The following is a 16,180-nucleotide window of genomic DNA, read 5'->3' as shown; positions in this document are numbered from 1 at the left end:
CAGGGCATGACGATTTCCGAGGTCGCGCTGAAGCGCACGTTGCGGGGCGGGCGTTATGCCCTCATCGGCGCCGGGCAACTCTGTGAGATGGCGCTCGATCTGTGGCCCGATCACGTGGCGCGCCCCGAATTCATACTGGATTCGCACAAGACCGGGACGCTGCGCGGTATCGCCATACGCGATCTGGCCGGACATCATCCCGTCGCGGGCGTGGCCTATCTCGTCAGTGCCTTCAAGATGTCCGCCCGGGATATCCGCGCCTGCCTCGAGCAGGTCGGCCAAGCCGAGATTCTAACGGCCTACGACCTGCTCGAAGAGTACACGCCCGAGACATTCACCAACGGCTGGAGCAACCTGTCCCCGCCGCCGGACATCCTGGCCGACGTCGCCCGGCTTCCGGACGCTTACGCCGATGCGGTCTCCCGCGGCATCTGCGAGGCGGCGAGCGCCTGGCGCTACGAGCGTCGTCTGGTGAGCGATTACCCGATCTGTCGGGAGGACGGGAAATACGATCTGCGCCTGCGCGGGCGGGCCGGCACGCATTACCGGTGTGTCTACGATTGTGGCTCCTACGATCTCAGCCTACCCGCCAGCCTTGCCCGCTCCGGCGTCACCTTCTCGCGTTTCGTCGCCCTGGAGCCCGATCCGAGGCGCTTCCAGGTCTGCGCCGCGCGGATGCCGGAGGTCGACACTGGGGCGGGTGGCGTCTTCGACCTGCGCCGGGAGGCCGTCAGCGATCGTGAGGGGACCGAACCGTTCCTGGCCAATGGCCTCTTCTCCGCGCGCCTGGTGGACGCCCGTGTCGCCCACCCGGCCGTCATGCCGGTTCAGACCTGCACGTTGGACACCCTCGACGAGACCCTGTTCGGTCGGGATGCGGCCGGCGGCGGTCGGGTCCTGATCAAGCTGCACGTGGAGAGCGCAGAGTTCCCGGCCCTGCGCGGTGCCGAGCGCCTGTTGCGCGACGTGCCCTGCGACCTGCTCGTGAACCTGTCGCATGACGAAGTTTCGTACCGGCAGATCCCGCCTTACCTCGCATCGTTCGGCTGCTTCGATGTGACGTTGCACGCGCATGCCCTATTCGGCGAGGGCCTCACGCTCTTCGCACGTCACCGGCTCTGATACGCCGCAGACCGCGTGTCGCTGGTCCCGACCGATGGTCGGGATCGGTGAGGTCCGGCGGACGGCCCCCGCCGCGCCGTCGCGGGGGCGGACCTCGATGAGCCGGGCGCATCAGGGTCCGGTATAAGCACCGCGCCGGATCGGGATGCGTCCGGAGCACCGGTGCCACGGGGTGCCGATGTCCGGAGCCGCTCCCCATCGACACGGCCGAGCGCTTCGCCGGCGCTGCGGCGATGCCGATCACAGGGACACGCCTTCTGTCCATCGTATCCGCCGCGCGGCGCGCGACTGCCGCCGGAGGGCCGAAGCGTTCATCAAGGACGCGCGACGGGCCTCCGGTCGGCGAGGCCAGGTTTCGGCCGTCCACGCATCGCGATCGCGCCGCCTCATAAAATTCGTCTGTTCCGGTGGAGCGGTAACGATTCGGTAACCGAATTTATACGAAATCAATGGGTTTAGCCGTGGTGCCTATTGGATTTCGGCTGTGCGTAGTGGTGGCTGGGTGATCCAGCCGCAATCATCGGGATCTGCGACGTCGAGGCCCGGTCGGGGAACAAGGTAGAGCGCTCATGAAAGCCCAGATCAAGCCGCGCATCAATCTTGAGGGACGCACGCCGCTCGAGACGGTTATTCCATTGGCGACCCCGTTCGTGGTCTTCGTTGATCCGGCGAGCGCCTGTAATTTTCAGTGCACGTTCTGCCCGACCGGTCACCGTGACATGATCCGCGACACGGGGCGCTATCAGGGCGCGATGCGCTACGAGGTCTTCACCAAGATCATCGACGATCTCAGCGAGTTCGAGAAGCCGATCCGGGTGCTGCGCCTGTACAAGGACGGCGAGCCCTTCCTGAACAAACGGCTCGCCGACATGATCGCCTACGCGAAGGCGAGCGGGCGGGTCGAGTACATCGACACGACCACGAACGGGACGTTTCTGACGCCGGACCGCGTCGGCCCGGTGCTCGAAGCGGGGCTCGACAAGATCAACATCTCCGTCGATGGAATGACGAACGCCCAGTATCGCACCTTCACGGGCTTCGACTTCGATTTCGATCGCTTCGTCGAGAACATGAAGTGGCTCTATGCCAACAAGGGTCAGTGCGAGGTCGTCGTCAAGATCCCCGGTGAGTTGATCACGCAGGCGCAGCGCCAGGAATTCTACGACACCTTCGGCGACCATTGCGACCGCATTTTCATCGAGAACTTCGCCCCGTGCTGGCCGGAATTCGACATCGAGGCCCATACGGGTATCAAGATCACGGGCGGCATCTACCAGCAGCCGATCTCCCAGACCGACACCTGTCCCTACATCTTCTACAGCATCTCGGTGAACGCCGACGGATTGGTCAGCTCCTGCTTTCTCGACTGGGGCCGTAAGCTCGTCGTCGGCGACGTGCGGCGGGACTCGCTGCGGGCGATCTGGTCATCGGATGCCTTGAATGACCTGCGGTTGCAGCATCTCGAAGGCCGGCGCTGCGAGAACGCCGTCTGCAACGCGTGCGGGCAATTGAGCCATTGCCTGCCCGACAACATCGACGCGCATCGGCCCCAGATCCTCGAGCGGTTCCGGGCTGCTCTGGCCGTGTCGGGCCCGCCGCCTGTGATCGCCGCGTGAGGATCCTCCACATCGCGCCCCATCTCGGCGGCGGCGTCGGCAAGGCGCACGCGACCGTGATGGAGGCGGAGCGGCGGGACGGGTCTTCGATCCGGCGCAGCTACGTCCTCTTGGAGGCGCCGCGCGACACGACCTATGCCGAGCGCGTCCGGGCGAGTGGTTGCGAGCTCCACGTGTCGCCGGATCCGGCCGAGATCGCCGCCCTCGCCGCCGAGGCGGATATCGTCCAGATCGAGTGGTGGAACCATCCGCGCCTCTACGGTCTGCTCGCCTCCGAGGTTCTGCCGGCGCTGCGGCTCGTGCTCTGGACACACATCTCCGGGCTCGCCGCACCGCTCATCCCCCGACGTCTGGTCGAGACCGCGGACCACGTGCTGTTCACGTCGCCCTGCTCCCTCGACGCGCCGAACCTCAAGGGCGAGATCCGGGCGAGGCCCGGTGCCTTCGGCGTCGCCAACAGCGGCTTCGGCTTCGACGGCATCGTGCGGGCGGACCGGACGCCCGGAACGCCGCTGCGCTGCGGGTATATCGGGACCCTCGACTTCGTGAAGCTGCATCCGCGGCTCTTCGATTTCCTCGACGCGGTCGAGAGCCCGATCAATGTCGGCCTATGGGGGGAGCACGATCCGCAGGGTCCCGTCGCCGCCCGGGCGGCCGCGATGCGCCGACCGGGGCGCGTGCGTTTCGAAGGCTATGCCGACAGGCCGGCCGATGTGCTGGCTGACCTCGACCTCTTCGTGTACCTCCTCGCGCCGGGGCATTACGGCACCGGCGAGAACGCCCTCGTCGAGGCCATGTCGGCGGGGGCCGTCCCGATCGTCTGGGGCAATCCGGCCGAGGCGGCGATCGTCTCGGACGGTGAGACCGGCCGCGTCGTCCGGTCGGGCGAGGACTTCGTCGCGACCATGGCCGAACTGTCGGCCGCGCCCGCCCGCCTCGCGCGGTTGAGCGCTGCGGCCCGGATCGAGGCGGCCCGGCGCCATAGCCCGGCGGCCACCGCGCTCGCTTTGGCGGATGCCTACCGGGCCGCTCTGTCGGGCACGAAACGCAGCCGCCCGTTTCACGAGATTCTCGGCCTCGACGCGCGGGCCTGGTTCGAGTCCTCGGTTGCCGAACTGATGAGCGAGGGGGCCGTGCGGCTCGTGGCCTCGCTGGCTGCCGCCAAGGGCAGCCTCGCGCATTTTCGCGCCTGTTTTCCGGCCGATCCCAGCCTCGCCGGCTGGATGCCCGCCGGTTCTCAGGCCGGTGGGTACAGCCCCGTCAAGAGTTCGGGCTCGCTGATCACGAGGTTCGGCGCGTAGCCCCGATTCAGGCAGGTCTGCCGGTCCGAATCCCGGGCCAGGAAGACGATGGTGTGCTCGGGCAGGGCATCCTCCGGCGGGCTGGCGCCGGCGTTCAGCGCGATGCGCTCTTCGAGGCCGGCTTGGCGCAGGAGCGGCATGAGGTGAGCGGCCTCGTCGACCCCGACGAGTTCCAGGCGCTCGACCCCGCCGACCGCGTTGGCAAAGCGTGCCAGCTTCTGCATGACGAGCATCAGGGGCAGGCGCTCCATCCCGGGTATGTTGCGCACCAGGGCAGGGTCGCGATAGGCCAGGCGGCAGGCGATGTCATGCGCGTTCATGTAGTCGCCGCGCTCCAGCCAGAGCCGCAAGGCGACCTTCATCCGTTCGGCGATGAACTGGTCGATCATCTCCTGAACGGCTTTCCGGTTCTCATCCGCGAGCGACACGCCGTTGCGCTGGAGTATCGTGTAGACAAAATATTCGAGGCCGCCGCGATAGGTGTCCCATCCGGTCATCACCTCCTCGATACCGGCCTGATCCCGGTTCGCCCGGACCGACGTGTTGACCACCGAGCGATAATAGGGCGCTTTCAGGAAGGCGATCTGTCCCTGTCCGATCGTGCCGGCGAGGAATACGAACGCCCAGAAACAGAAACGCGGCCATGCCATGATGCGGCGTACGGCGTCGGCACGGTAGATGACGATCTCCGGAAAGATGTGGCGTTCGATGATCAGGTTGAGGAGTTCGCCCTCCTGGCCAGGTCCGTAGAGCACGTCCCTGTCGATGGTGAAGAACTCTCCGACGGCCCGCTTGGCGACATCGTCGTAGAGCTGCCACGGGGCATACGCGGCTCGAACGTCCGGATGGGCTGTCAGGAAGGCCATCGCCTCCTCGACGGCGGCCGGGTCCAGGAGGTCGTCGTCGGCGAGGTACAGGACGTAGCGCCCGCTGGCGCGATGAAAGGCGGTGAGCAGGTTCGGGCCGCCGCCCTTGTTCTCGGTTTGACGATAGTAGCGGATCGGTAGACCGAGACCGGCGTGCTTGCGCACGACTGCCTCGGTATCGTCGGTCGAGGCGTTGTCGGTGATGAGGATCTCGTAGGGAAAGCTGAACGTCCAGGTCTCGGCGGCTTGGCCGAGCAGATACGCGAGGAAGTCTGCCCGGTTGTAGGTCGGCAGACAGATGCTGAGGAGAAGATCGGACATGGGCAACTCGTGTTAGCCGGTCCCGGCCGTCGCTCACGGGGCCCGCGGGCGAGGGATCGGGTTCTCAACCCCTCGATCTGGTCTCCCCGGCGCACCAAACGGGCGACTTACGCGCCGGAGACCTCGGATATCGTCGCGGAAGAGGCTCCTTGCGATTCGAGGGACGGCACGCCACGCATCAGGGAGATGATCGTGGACTGCGCACGATCTGTCGATGCGAAATCATGCGCCTGCGCCGGACGAGACGATCCGTGTATCGCGGCGGCGCAACGGCCTCGGAGGATGCGTCGAGAACGGTATCGGTGCCGCTCCGATTCTGACCGCACCGTTGCGCACCCCGCGTTCGGGCGCAGGGTCGGGACCTGCCCGACCGGCCCTCATGCGACAGAGGCGGGAGGGGCCATGACGGGCGCGACGACATCGGCCGCGCGATCGGATCCCTGCCGGTGCAGCCCGCGAAACGGTCCGACTCGGGCTGCGCGGGCTCAAGCCGGCCGCGGGGCGGGGACCGCCTATGCGGCCATGCCCCGGACCGGACCGGCTGCGGCCGTCACGTCCGCCCGGCCCGATCCGCCATCGCGGCGGCGGCGGCCCCGAGCCCCCACCGGACGAGATCCTGGGCGTCCCGCGCCGTCCTGGCCTCCGCGTAGCAGCGCAATTCGGGCGCGTTGCCCGACGCGCGGAAATGGATGGTCCGGCCCTGGTCCAGCCCGATCCTGATCCCGTCCTGCTGATCGATGTCCTGCGGCACGCCGACCGGTCGCAGGAAGTCGGCCCGGAACGCGGCCTCGCGGAGCCGTTCGAGGAAGGCGCCGCTCCGCTCCGAGGGCGTGTCGGGCAGCCGGTCGCTCGCCATCTCGCCCGCATCGAGCGACGTCACGAGATCCGCCAGCGACGTCCCGGCCGCGCGCGCGGCGGCGAGCGTGGCCAGGATCGGCAGCATCGCGTCCCGCGTCGGCAGGGCGGGGAGGATCCGGCCGTCGCGGACGACATCCGCGCCGAGCAGGAAGCCGCCATTCGCCTCGAAGCCGACAATGGTCCCCGCCCCGGCGGCCCTCGCCTGCTCCATGCCGGCGATGACGTAGGGCGACCCCACTCTGGTGCGCACGACCTGCCGGAAGCCGCCCGACCGCTCGAGGGCCGAGCCGGCGGTGACCGGCACCACGACCGCATCGGCATCGAGGAACCGCGCCGTGATCAGCCCGAGCACGTCGCCCCGCAGGATCCGCCCCGCGCCGTCCGCGATCAGGGGCCGGTCGGCGTCGCCGTCCGTGGTCACGAGGGCGTCGTAGGCGCCGGCCGCCATGACCTCGGCGATGAAGGCGATGTCCTCCGGGCGATGCGCCTCGGTGTCGATCGGCACGAAGGTGTCGGACCGGCCGATCGGCGTCACCCGCGCCCCGAACCCGGCGAGCAGGTCGGCCAGCAGGTCGCGGGCGACCGAACTCTGCTGGTAGACCGCGATGCGCAGGCCCTCCAGGATATCGGGCGCGAAGGCTTCGCCGTAGCGCTGGCGGTAGCGCGCGACGGCGCCGGGTTCGGGCGCGGCCGGGGGCGAGTCCGGCACCGCGCCGACGGCCGCGACATCGCCGAGGGCCGCCAGGATGGCCGCCTCGTCGGTCTTGGTGATCTCGCCGTCGGGCCGGTAGAATTTGAGGCCGTTGCGGTCCTCCGGGATGTGGCTGCCCGTGACCATGACCGCGCAGGCGCCGCGCCGCATCGCCTCTAGGGCGAGCGCCGGCGTCGGCAGCGCGCCGCAATCGATCGCCGTGAAGCCGGCCGCCGCCGCCGCGGCCGCCACCGTCGCGGCGATGCCCGGACTGCTGTCGCGCAGGTCGCGCCCGATCACGACTTCGCGACGGCCGCCCTCGGCCGGGACCGACCGGAAGAACGCGCGGGCGTAGGCGTAGCTCGGCCCGCCGACGAGATCCGTCACGAGGCCGCGCAGGCCACTGGTTCCGAATTTCAGACTGCTCACGGCGATTCCAACGGCCCGGACTGCGATGGTCTTCCGCGACTGATGCCGCGAATCACCCCCGATCACAATGCCCGATCCGTGGCGGCGCGGCCTCGCCCGGGCAGACATATCATTGCCCCATGGACCGGCAGGGCCCTAGACCAATCTCCGCGCACGCCCCGCGCCGGGAACAGGTTGGCATGACGGTCGAGATCAAAGGCAACCTCAGCGCCAACACCCTCGTGCTGTCCGAGAAATTCCGGCGCTACTCCACGGGCAGCATCCTGTTCACCGGCGAGGGGGCCCGCGTCGAGATCGACGGGCCGGTGACCAGCGGCGACATCGCCCTCGCGGTCGGCTCGCACGCCACGGTCACGATCGGTCCGGACTGCGTCATCGGCCGGCTCAGCCTGAACGCCTTCGGCGAGGGCGCACGGATCGACATCGGACGCGAGGTCGGCTTCGCCGGCATCGTGAACCTCAGCACGCACGAGGGCGGCCGGATCAGCATCGGCGCGCGCTGCCTCATCGCCGGCGACACGGTCTTCAGCGCCTCGGATTTCCACGGGATCTTCGATGTCGCCACCGGCGAGCGCATCAACCTGGCCCGGGATATCCGGGTCGACGAGCATGTCTGGCTCGGGGCCCGGGCGATGGTACTGAAGGGCGCGAATATCGGCCGCGACTCGGTCGTCGGCGCCGGCTCGATCGTCACCGGCAGCTTCGGGCCCAACAGCCTGATCGTCGGCAACCCGGCCCGGGTCGTGCGCGCGGGCGTCTGCTGGCGGCACTGACGCCCGGCGCCGGGCCGTCGGACGCACGCACCGCCGCCGGGCCGGTTGCCACGTCGGCGGAGCGCGCTTTAAGGACGTTCGAGACTGCTACGGGTGTTGTCCGGCCTCCGCACAATCGCACCGAGAGATTTCGTGAGGAACGGCCGCGGTTCGACGCCGTCGGTCCGGCCTCGGCGACAGGGGGAATGCGTGCGCCGCCAACAGGATCGGAGAGGGGCCGCCCGGCCCGGGATATCGGCCCCGGCCGGCGTCGAAACCGGGGCGGCCCGATGATCCGCCACACCCTCCTTCTGCGCTTCGACCACCGCACGCCGCCGCCCGCGTGCGATGCCGTCCTCCTGTCGCTGATCGCGCTGTGCGACCAAGTCGGGGAGGTCGACTCGATCGCGTTCGGTCCGGAAGCGGATCCGCAGGTCCGGGTGCAGGGCTTCACGCATGCCTTCACCGTCGTTTTCGGGAGTGAGGCGGCGCATGACGCGTTCCACGCGCTGCCGGGATACGCGGCCGCGCTCGAGCCGCTGCGGGCCGCGGAGGCCGTACGGGTCGCCCCCCCCGGACTTCGGTGCGGGACGGTGAGAGGCCGTTCCGGCCGGGGCCGTCCGGGCTGCGCGGGCGCCGTCCGATTGTTGCCCGTCCTCGCGCAGACCGATTGACGTTGCGGACGGCTTATGGCCAAGCCCTTCTCCGCTACAGCTTTTCGAGAACGGGACGATGGCAGGAGACGACACGCTGGCGAAGGCCCTGGCTGATGTGCGTCAGCGGCGGGCTGATCTTCAGGCCGAGTACGAGCGCATCCAGACCGAGCTGAACAAGCTCCGGACGGCGGAGCGATCCCTGGCGGTGATCGTCGAGGGCGCCGTGCCGGAGGAGACGGACGCCTTTTCCGGTCCCGAGCCCTCGGACGAGGCCCCCGGCCGCCCCCGGCGGGCCACCGGCCGCGGCAGCCGCGGGCCCCGGACCAACTCCGCGAAGGGGCGGTTGAAGGCGCTTCTGGAAGAGACGGGGGCGCAGGGCCTGTCGCACGCCGAGATCGAGCGGCGCCTGCCCGACGTGGCGGCGAACACGCTGAACACGTATCTCAGCATGATGGTCACCGGGGGCGAGGCGGTGCGCAGGGGCGACTTCTACGTCATCGCCACGCCGGCCCAGTCGGACGACGAAGCCCCGACCGACGACGCATCGGACGAGAGCTAGGGCCTCGTCCCGACTCTCGGGCACGGTCGACGCCGCGCGGACGGATAGGCCGGCCCGTCCGGGGCGGAGGGTGATCCGAGCCACTGCCTCATCCCGAGAGGCCCGCGCCGGCCGGCCGGAGGGTTCCTTCGAGGCCGCCGCTGCGCTCGGGCGCCTCAGGACGAGGGGGATGCGTGGGATCGTCCGGGGGCGACGTCAGGCCGCCAAGCCGGTCGATCCGGGGAGTCCTGCACCGGCGTCCGTGGCCGGACGCGGGCGTCGCAGGCGCTGGCGGAGCACCACCAGGAGGAGAGCGGGCACGGCCAGGATGAGCCCGACGCCGAGGATGCCGACCTGGCCGGCGAGGTATCCGTAGAGGCCGCCCGTCACGCCATCGCGCCACGACGCCGCCGCCATGCCGATGGTCGCCAGGAGGAGACAGAGGGGGGCCTTGAACCACCAGGGGACGGCCTTGGCGGGACTCCGCTCGGCGGCCGGAGCGCCCCCAGCGGGGATGGCCGTCTCCTGGCTCAGGAGCATGGCCATCTGGTCCTCGAAGTCCTGCTGCGCCGAACGGCCGCGCTGCAACGGCGTCGCCGGCGTCTCATTCCGGCCGCCCTGGGGCGCTGCGGAAGCCGGCGTCGACCCCTCCGTGAGCGGGCCCGGGATCGCGGCCTCGGCGGCGACCATCAGGCGGGCCTCGTGCCGGCGCATGAACAGCCACAGCGCCACCGCCCCGAGCAGGACGAAGGCCAGCAGGCCGAGGCCGACAGGCCCCATGACGTTCTCGATCGACCGTCCGCACAGGTAGGCGCCGAAGCCCATGATCGCCGCCCAGGCCACGCCGCCCAGGGCGTTGAAGGCCATGAAGCGGCGCGCATCGAGCTTGTTCACGCCGGCCAGCACCGCCGCGTAGGCACGCAGCATCGCGGTGAAGCGGCCGAAGAACACGATCTTCCCGCCGTGCCGGCGGAAGAGATACTGGCCGAGCTTGAGCCGGCCGTGGTCGAGGCCGATGAGGTGGCCTTTCCGGAGCAGCAGCGGCAGGCCCCAGCGGCGGCCGACCCAGTAGCCGGCATTGTCCCCCAGGATGGCGGCGGTCGCCGCGATCGCCACCACGGCGGCGATGTTGATGTTGCCGGTGCTGCCGGCATAGGCCGCCGAGGTCAGCAGGACCGTCTCGCCCGGCAGGGGCAGACCGGCGCTCTCCAGCGTGATGATGATGAAGATGGCGAGATAGCCATAATGCGCGATCAGGTCGGTGATCGGCAGATCGTGCAAGAAAGCCACCGGCGTCCCTTCGGTTTGCAGCGCGGAGACGGTTGGCCCCGGGAAGGTGGCGGTACTGAGGCGTGGCGGCCGATCGGTCCGGCCTCAGATCAGATCGTTGCGCCACGTCACGTTGCTGCGCAGGACCTTGGCCGGGACGCCGCCCACGAGCACGTTGGCCGGGACCGCGCCGCTCACCAGGGCATTGGCGGCGACGATCGAGCCGTCTCCGATCGTCGTGCCTTTCAGGAGCGTCGCCCGGGTCCCGAGCCAGACCCGATGCCCGACATGGATCGGCCGGGGCGGGTTCACGCGCTCGCCGGTATCCACATCGACGATCGAATGCATGTCGCTGACCGTGAAGCTCACCCCGCCCGCGATCAGGCAATTGTGGCCGATGGTGACGTCCCGCGCCTCGTGCGCGGCGATCGAGGCGTCACCCACGAAGGCGGTGTGTTCGCCAATGATCAGCTTGGCGGTGGCGAGCAGATAGACCCGGAGCGTCTCCAGGCGGACATGGTCGCCGACATGGATCGTCCCGTGCGACCGGCACAGGATCGCCAGGCCGTTGCCACTCGACCCACGCCCGATCGCCACGTGGTTGTGGTGGCCCTCGAACGTGATCGTTCCCTCGTAGGTCTCGAGGAACCCATCCGGTGCATCGACCTGATTGTTCGCACCGCGGTCGTCGATCGTGACAGGCATGGCTCTGAATGTTCTCGCGCCGAGGTCGCTGCGAACGGACGCCGGAGCTGCGCCGCCCGCGAGCAGCCGTCCCCGCTTGTCCGATACCGGCCAGGCCCCTCTCTGTGTCCCGGCCTTGATGATCCGATCCGGGGCAGCGGTCCAGATGGGGCCGCCGATCGGTCAGGGATACCGTGGGCGATCGGTCCCCTCCCCTCCGGGGGACGGCCGGGATTGGGCTCGCCGAACGCACCGCATCGCCAGCGGCCTTGCCCTCGCCCCAATGCCGGGGCACCTCGCCGGTTCGCGACGAACAGTTTCAGGATTGGCCATCAAGGCTACGAAAACAGGCTGATGCCTTCTAATAGCGTGCTCGGCGACGGCGTCGCTCAGCACGATTGATGTCGTATCCGCTACTGCGAGTGAACTATGCTGGAAGCCCTGGAACAGATGAACCACAACGGCCACTGGGTGGAGAGCATTCTCCACGTCGGGGCCAACGAGGGCCAGGAGCGGAACGACTACGAGGCGAGCGGCGCGAGCCCGTGCCTGTACGTCGAGCCCGTCGATTCGGCCTTCGCCATCCTCGAGGCCAACCTCGCCAGCATGCCGTTCCACCGGCCGATCCGTGCGGTGTGCGCGGAGCGGGCCGGTGACGAAGTCCTGTTCAATGTGGCCAGCAACGGCGGCCAGTCGTCGAGCCTGCTCGCGCTCGGCGCCCATGCCGAGCACCACCCGCACATCGTCTACACCGGTGCCCAACGGATGGTGACGACCACCGTCGATCGGATCGTCGCCGAGCACAGCCCGGACCGGGTGCCGAACCTCCTGGTGATCGACGCGCAGGGCTCCGACCTGCGGGTGCTCCAGGGGGCGACGCGGACCCTGACGGCCCTGGACGGGGTCTATATCGAGGTCAGCGAGACGCCGCTCTACGAGGGCGGGTGCACGCTGGACGAGGTCACCGCCTTCCTGAAGGGCTTCGATCTGCGCCTGCGCTGGCTGCGCCTCGACGGTGCGGGACATGGCGAGGCGTTCTATTGCCGGCCGAAGCGGGGCGGCATCAACCTGCCGGACTATGAGGGCGTGATCAGCGCGGGTAAGCCGGCGGCGCAGAGCAGCCTGTGCGAGTGGTCCTACTTCGACGTGGCGAACGGGCCGCAGGGCGGGGTGAACGGCCCGTTGACCGGTCGGCCCGGATTTCACACCGACATCGAGGACGCCCCCTGGTGGCAGGTGGATCTGGAGGCGATCCAGGCCCTGAACGAGGTGCGGGTCTACAACCGCATGGACTGCGCGCGGGAGCGTTCGCGGACGCTGCAGGTACTCCTGTCGAACGACGGAGAGACCTGGCGCCGCGTGCACGATCAGGCCGGCCGCACGTTCGGGGGCGCGGATGGCCGACCGCTGCAGGTTCCGCTCGCGGGTGAGCGTGCCCGGTACGTGCGCCTGCAATTGGCGGAGCGCGCATTCCTGCACCTCGATAAGGTGCATGTCTTCTGAGGGCCTGTGCCTTGACCGGGTGAGCGACGGGCCGGCGCGAGGGCCCCGCGTCCGGGGATTGGCGTTTGGCCCGGGAGTCCGGCGGAGCGCTGCGCCTGTCCCGCACCAGCCGTCGTGCGGCCCGTGACCCCGAAAGGGGGCGCCCCGATTGGGAAACGCGGAGGTGCCAACGAACGGCCCGGCTGCTACACTCTTGCCCTGCCCGAATGGGCCCTTGGACCGGTCGCCATGCGCCTGCTTCTGCTCGGCTGTTCACTCCTTCTCCTGCCGACACCGGCCCTGGCGCTCTGTCGCTGCACCTGCGTCGAAGGCGTCTCGAGGCCGATCTGTCAGCCTACCGACCTGATGGTACCGCTCTGCCAGGATCTGTGCATGGACAGCGTCCGGCCGGAGCGGGTCACGCGTCCGCTGGCGGGCGGTCGCCCGGCCACGGAACCGATCCAGCCCTTCAATCCGGCCCCCGGCGGTCTCTCCGATCCGCAGCAGAATCTGGATACCGACGTGAACGGGTTGCCCCTGGGGACGTCCAGTACGTTGTCGGGCAATGTCGGCGGCTTCTCCGGAGGGGGCGGGCGCTGAGGCCGTTCCCGGGCCCTTCGGTGCTGCCGGATCGGTCGAGGCGCCGGCCGGATCCTGACGGACGCGGCGCCGCTCGGCCCGGCCGTCGCGCGGCGCCGCGATGCCCGGCCCGCTACCCCTGCAGGCCGTGCGCGGCCTCGATCGCCTGGAGCCGGGCCGCATAGCGGCGCGCGATCGCTGCGACGCTGAAATCCTCCCGCACCCGGAGCCGCGCAGCCGTCGCGCGCGCCTGCCGCTCCGCGGGGGCGCTGTACACGGTCCGCATCGCCGTGGCCGCCGCGTCGATCGACGGCTCCGCCCAACGGCTCGCACGCTCGACATAGACGTAATCCGTCGGGAGCGGCCGTTCCAACGTGTAATCAACCAGGAAGGCCGTCTGCGGCGAGCAGAAATCCATATTGCCCGAATAGCCGGTCGCGATGACCGGCAACCCGATCTGCATGGCCTCCAGGAGGCCGAAGCCCCAGCCCTCGGAACGGTGCAGCGAGACATAGGCGTCACTGGACCTCTTGAGGCCGATGAGGGCGTCGTAGCTCAGCGTCTGATCGAGGATGGTGATCCGGGGGTCGCGGGCAGCGAGGGCGTCGATCAATGTCCAGGTCCGCAGCTGCTCGGCGCTCACGATGCGGCTCCGGTTCTGCGTTTTCAGAACGAGCGCCACCGGCTCGCCGGCGGAGGCTGGAAAAGCGGCCTGGAACGCCTTGAGCACGCCGAGCGGGTTCTTTCGCTCGACGAACGAGAACGAGTCGAACGTGGCGAGGAACACGAACGCCTCGTCCGGTAATCCGAGGCCGGCGCGCGGCATGGGAGACACGTCGGCGACCGCTTCCACGGCCATGCCGACGTTGTAGACGGGTGTCGCGGTCGCGCGCGCGTACGTCTCGCGATTGTATTCCGACGACACCCAGATCTCGTCCAGCAGATCGAGGGCGAGGCGGTGGCTTTCCGGAACGGTGTCGAGCTCCCAGAAGAAGTAGCCGATATTGTACGAATCCTGGGTGATGCGGCGATCCAGGAGGGCGAAGGCGTGCGGGACGACCTCTGCGTTGAGATGCATCAGGTTGATCCGACGCGGTCGTTCGAGACGGAGCGCTGGCGTCGCGCGGGCCGTGAACCCGATCGGGGCGGGATTGCCGGGGAAGAAATCGAGCTGTGCCGGTGATCGGCCGGCGCTCTCGAGGATCTCGAGGGACAGCCGCATGGCCTGGCCGAGCCCCGACGTCGCGCGTGTCGGACCGATCACCGCGACTCCGGCTTCCGGACCGTCGCTGAACCGGGGATCGCGCAGAAACGGCAGGCCGGCCCCGCCTTCGAGGGGCGCAGGCCGGAGGGATGCGCGGGCATTCGGGCCGTGATCCCCGTATCGGGCGCGGATCCGGGCGCTCAGGCCTTCGGCGCGCGCGGAGTCCGGCGAACCCGGCTGTCCCAGGGCCACCGCGAGCAGATCCGTAAGGAGGGGGCTCCGATCGCGCTCAATGCTGTGCAGCAGGGGCGATACGGTGTTCCAGGGCAGAAGGCGCACGAGATGCGGCTTCTCCAGGGCGCGCAGCAGGACGATCGCCACCAGCGTCGCGCGTCCGGCGTCGGAATTCAGGTCCAGGGCCTGGAGGGCGGCGTCCGACGCGTGGTAGGTGCGCAGGAAATAGGTCAGCGCGAAATCGCGGGCTGCGGTGCTGTCGTCGGCGGCGCACAGCACCCGGACCTGGGCCGGCGTGATCAAATCGCCGCCGGGGCAGATCTGCGCTGCGCGCTCGACGGCCCACCAGTAGAGTGCCCGCCTCAGCGCAGCGACGTCATGGAGATCGATGCCGGGCTCGAAGTCCTGCGTGATGAAGGCGTACGCGGCGATGCTCACCTCCGCGGCCAATCCGAGCAGCGGCATCGGCGCGTTGAGAAAGTCGATCTGGCTCCGAGAGAGCGGTACGGGCAGGCGGTGGTAGACGTTGCTCTCCGTCAGATACCAATACAACACCCGCATCCGCTCGATCAGATCGCCATCCGGAACGAAGTCCCGATGGCGCTCCGACCGCGCCACTTCGAAGGCGGCGTAGCGCGTGATCAGACCCTCGGGGTCCTGATCGGGCCGCGCCGTCTCGAGGAGCCGATCGAGCTGGCGGCGCGACCGATGTCGTGAACCTTCGGCGCTGCCTCCGCCGTCGCAACCGCTCACGACCGGCCTCCGGAGGCGGTCGAGAGGATGCGCACCGCTTCCGTGCGGAGCAGGTCGAGCGCCCTGCCGTTGCCGAGCGTGGCGACGCGGTTGAGCAGATCCGGCCGGAACGGCGAGCCGCCGAGTTCGAGTCCCAGGGAGACTTCGCGAACGTGGATCAGGCGCCTTCCGACGGCGCGACGGTCGAAGGCGAACTCGAAGCCGCAATAGCCGTCGTTCAGGCCGCTCGCGGCGACGTCCTGGCGGAACTGGTCGGCGACGAGCGTGGCCGTGAGATCGCCGGCGCTGACGGCGACGTGCAGACGCCGTCCCGGTATCGTCCGATCGTGGATCCAGCCGACGATGCGATTGCCATCCACGAAATCGATGTAGCCCTCGATCCCGCAGGGGATCGGCGGGGCGGGCGCTCTGTCCGCGGCGGGATCGATCGGCGATCCCGAGAGCGGGGTTCCGGTCGAGGCCTCCCGGACGTGGATCAGGTCGCGCCCGGCGGCATCGAGATGCAGGGCTGCCGAGAAGCCGCAGAAGCCGTCGTTTCGGCCCGCCGCCGCCACGTCCTTGCGCTCCTCGTCGGCCGTCACCCTGAGGACATCGTCACCGCTGACGATCTCGATACGGAGACGGCGCCCCGGTGCGCTGCGATCGTGGGCCCAGCCTGCAAGACGATGGCCGCTGAATGTGTCGACGAAACCCTCGATGTCGCCGCCCGCTGATCCGGACGCCGCGCCGTCTGTGCTCGCGTGTTGAGGGGGGGGCGCTTGGATCATCGGGTCTGCTGCGGCGCGGCCTGGGGACTTGGAGGGATGCGACTGCGGCCAGGGATAT

Annotated in this window: 13 protein-coding genes and 1 pseudogene; 8 read left to right on the top strand and 6 right to left on the bottom strand. The window is 69.2% G+C overall.

The window, feature by feature from the left end; genetic code table 11:
* Positions 1–6 precede the first annotated feature (6 nt).
* The 3 genes from AC3IF1_RS15185 to AC3IF1_RS15175 all read left to right on the top strand — a co-directional run bounded on the left by AC3IF1_RS15185 (position 7) and on the right by AC3IF1_RS15175 (position 4,039).
* Positions 7–1,122, top strand: coding sequence for a class I SAM-dependent methyltransferase (locus AC3IF1_RS15185; RefSeq protein ID WP_489218261.1), 1,116 nt, complete (start codon positions 7–9; stop codon positions 1,120–1,122).
* A gap of 569 nt (positions 1,123–1,691) precedes the next feature.
* Positions 1,692–2,738 carry a radical SAM/SPASM domain-containing protein gene (locus AC3IF1_RS15180; RefSeq protein WP_243967663.1) on the top strand — a complete coding sequence of 349 codons (1,047 nt, stop codon included), beginning with the start codon at positions 1,692–1,694 and terminating at the stop codon, positions 2,736–2,738.
* Entirely contained in the window at positions 2,735–4,039 is a 1,305-nt protein-coding gene (locus AC3IF1_RS15175; protein WP_489218260.1) for a glycosyltransferase, read from the top strand. Before AC3IF1_RS15180 ends, AC3IF1_RS15175 begins: the two co-directional genes overlap by 4 nt.
* On the opposite strand, the gene AC3IF1_RS15170 is transcribed toward AC3IF1_RS15175, so the two are convergent.
* Together AC3IF1_RS15170 and AC3IF1_RS15165 are read right to left on the bottom strand one after the other, a co-directional pair.
* Positions 3,976–5,226 (bottom strand): glycosyltransferase family 2 protein, encoded by a 1,251-nt coding sequence (locus tag AC3IF1_RS15170; protein ID WP_489218259.1) that lies wholly within the window; start codon positions 5,224–5,226, stop codon positions 3,976–3,978. The genes AC3IF1_RS15175 and AC3IF1_RS15170 overlap by 64 nt on opposite strands.
* Positions 5,227–5,776: 550 nt before the next feature.
* Positions 5,777–7,210, bottom strand: coding sequence for a phosphohexomutase domain-containing protein (locus AC3IF1_RS15165; protein ID WP_409564793.1), 1,434 nt, complete (start codon positions 7,208–7,210; stop codon positions 5,777–5,779).
* Positions 7,211–7,383: 173 nt separating this feature from the next.
* On the opposite strand from AC3IF1_RS15165, the gene AC3IF1_RS15160 reads away from it, so the two are divergent.
* The 3 genes from AC3IF1_RS15160 (at position 7,384) to AC3IF1_RS15150 (ending at position 9,171) form a co-directional block, all read left to right on the top strand.
* Complete coding sequence (locus AC3IF1_RS15160) at positions 7,384–7,977, top strand: acyltransferase (RefSeq protein ID WP_489218258.1); 594 nt, start codon at positions 7,384–7,386, stop codon at positions 7,975–7,977.
* Positions 7,978–8,246: 269 nt separating this feature from the next.
* The gene (locus AC3IF1_RS15155; protein WP_489218257.1) at positions 8,247–8,630 is read left to right on the top strand and encodes a Dabb family protein; all 384 of its coding nucleotides are present in this window, start codon (positions 8,247–8,249) and stop codon (positions 8,628–8,630) included.
* A gap of 58 nt (positions 8,631–8,688) precedes the next feature.
* Positions 8,689–9,171 (top strand): hypothetical protein, encoded by a 483-nt coding sequence (locus AC3IF1_RS15150; RefSeq protein WP_243967673.1) that lies wholly within the window; start codon positions 8,689–8,691, stop codon positions 9,169–9,171.
* Positions 9,172–9,801: 630 nt separating this feature from the next.
* On the opposite strand, the pseudogene AC3IF1_RS15145 reads toward AC3IF1_RS15150, so the two are convergent.
* Positions 9,802–10,440 (bottom strand): annotated as a pseudogene (locus AC3IF1_RS15145) (DedA family protein); the annotation flags it as partial.
* Positions 10,441–10,524: 84 nt separating this feature from the next.
* Positions 10,525–11,124, bottom strand: coding sequence for an acyltransferase (locus tag AC3IF1_RS15140; protein ID WP_489218256.1), 600 nt, complete (start codon positions 11,122–11,124; stop codon positions 10,525–10,527).
* Between the two features lie 408 nt (positions 11,125–11,532).
* On the opposite strand from AC3IF1_RS15140, the gene AC3IF1_RS15135 reads away from it, so the two are divergent.
* Positions 11,533–12,606, top strand: coding sequence for an FkbM family methyltransferase (locus AC3IF1_RS15135; protein WP_243967677.1), 1,074 nt, complete (start codon positions 11,533–11,535; stop codon positions 12,604–12,606).
* Between the two features lie 228 nt (positions 12,607–12,834).
* The gene (locus tag AC3IF1_RS15130) at positions 12,835–13,185 is read left to right on the top strand and encodes a hypothetical protein (RefSeq protein ID WP_243967679.1); all 351 of its coding nucleotides are present in this window, start codon (positions 12,835–12,837) and stop codon (positions 13,183–13,185) included.
* Between the two features lie 112 nt (positions 13,186–13,297).
* On the opposite strand, the gene AC3IF1_RS15125 is transcribed toward AC3IF1_RS15130, so the two are convergent.
* Both AC3IF1_RS15125 and AC3IF1_RS15120 read right to left on the bottom strand, forming a co-directional pair.
* A complete protein-coding gene (locus AC3IF1_RS15125; RefSeq protein WP_489218255.1) occupies positions 13,298–15,355 on the bottom strand; it encodes a glycosyltransferase in 2,058 nt (685 codons plus the stop codon).
* A complete protein-coding gene (locus tag AC3IF1_RS15120) occupies positions 15,352–15,936 on the bottom strand; it encodes a hypothetical protein (protein ID WP_489218254.1) in 585 nt (194 codons plus the stop codon). The genes AC3IF1_RS15125 and AC3IF1_RS15120 overlap by 4 nt, the downstream gene beginning before the upstream one ends.
* Positions 15,937–16,180: the final 244 nt, after the last annotated feature.

This window comes from Methylobacterium sp. E-012, from assembly GCF_057836545.1.
The sequence above is the reverse complement of the archived record's forward strand: the minus strand, read 5'-3'. Positions and strand labels throughout refer to the sequence as shown.

Excerpts from the sequence above, each read along its gene's own strand:
- AC3IF1_RS15185 (WP_489218261.1), top strand. The coding sequence starts at position 7 with ATGACGATTTCCGAGGTCGCGCTGAAGCGCACGTTGCGGGGCGGGCGT.
- AC3IF1_RS15180 (WP_243967663.1), top strand. The coding sequence starts at position 1,692 with ATGAAAGCCCAGATCAAGCCGCGCATCAATCTTGAGGGACGCACGCCG.
- AC3IF1_RS15170 (WP_489218259.1), bottom strand. The coding sequence starts at position 5,226 with ATGTCCGATCTTCTCCTCAGCATCTGTCTGCCGACCTACAACCGGGCA.
- AC3IF1_RS15160 (WP_489218258.1), top strand. The coding sequence starts at position 7,384 with ATGACGGTCGAGATCAAAGGCAACCTCAGCGCCAACACCCTCGTGCTG.
- AC3IF1_RS15155 (WP_489218257.1), top strand. The coding sequence starts at position 8,247 with ATGATCCGCCACACCCTCCTTCTGCGCTTCGACCACCGCACGCCGCCG.
- AC3IF1_RS15150 (WP_243967673.1), top strand. The coding sequence starts at position 8,689 with ATGGCAGGAGACGACACGCTGGCGAAGGCCCTGGCTGATGTGCGTCAG.
- AC3IF1_RS15140 (WP_489218256.1), bottom strand. The coding sequence starts at position 11,124 with ATGCCTGTCACGATCGACGACCGCGGTGCGAACAATCAGGTCGATGCA.
- AC3IF1_RS15135 (WP_243967677.1), top strand. The coding sequence starts at position 11,533 with ATGCTGGAAGCCCTGGAACAGATGAACCACAACGGCCACTGGGTGGAG.
- AC3IF1_RS15130 (WP_243967679.1), top strand. The coding sequence starts at position 12,835 with ATGCGCCTGCTTCTGCTCGGCTGTTCACTCCTTCTCCTGCCGACACCG.